This is a genomic window from Massilia sp. YIM B02763 (assembly GCF_030412015.1).
In the GTDB taxonomy this organism is placed as follows: Bacteria; Pseudomonadota; Gammaproteobacteria; order Burkholderiales; family Burkholderiaceae_D; genus Telluria.
In genome coordinates this window covers 1-560 of record NZ_JASNRD010000061.1, presented here as the reverse complement: position 1 = coordinate 560, position 560 = coordinate 1, and the positions used below count along the sequence as shown (strand labels likewise).

At 67.7% G+C, this 560-nt stretch carries 1 protein-coding gene; it reads right to left on the bottom strand.

Annotation, left to right across the window (positions count from 1 at the left end; translation table 11 throughout):
* Positions 1 to 560, bottom strand: a 560-nt coding sequence (locus tag QPK32_RS26465; RefSeq protein ID WP_374046796.1) for a calcium-binding protein, incomplete at both ends; no start/stop codon positions are given.

Sequence of the window (560 nt, the reverse complement as noted above, 5' to 3'; positions counted from 1 at the left end):
TAGACGTAGAAGCTGTCGTCGCCGGCGCCGCCGTCGATCGCTGCCTGCGTCAGCGCGCCGTTCAGGTCGAAGCGGTCGTCGCCATCGGCGCCGTACAGCTTGTTGACGCCGGCATTGTCGGACAGAGTGTCGTTGCCGGCGCCGCCGAGCAGGACATCGTTGCCCTCGCCCCCATACAGATAGTCGTCGTCGGTGCCGCCGTCGAGCGTGTCGTTGCCCAGCCCACCGTACAGGTAGTCGCTGCCGGCGTTGCCGTTCAGCGTATCATCGCCCCAGCCGCCTTCGAGGATGTCGTTGCCACCCAGACCGTTCACGATGTCGTTGTTGACGGTGCCATTCAGCGTTTCACTCGCTGCCGTGCCGTCGATGGTCGGGCCCTTGCCGCTGCCGTCCGGATTGAAGCCCGGGACGAAGTTGTCCAGCGTGAAGCCGGCAGCCGACGTGCCCTGGAACCGGGCGACCGTGGTCCACGCCGCGCCGTCGCCCGCTCCCGTCTTGTCCCATTGCAGAGCGGTGTCGGCGCCGTCCTGCACGAGGCGCAGGTAGCCGGTGGCGAACGG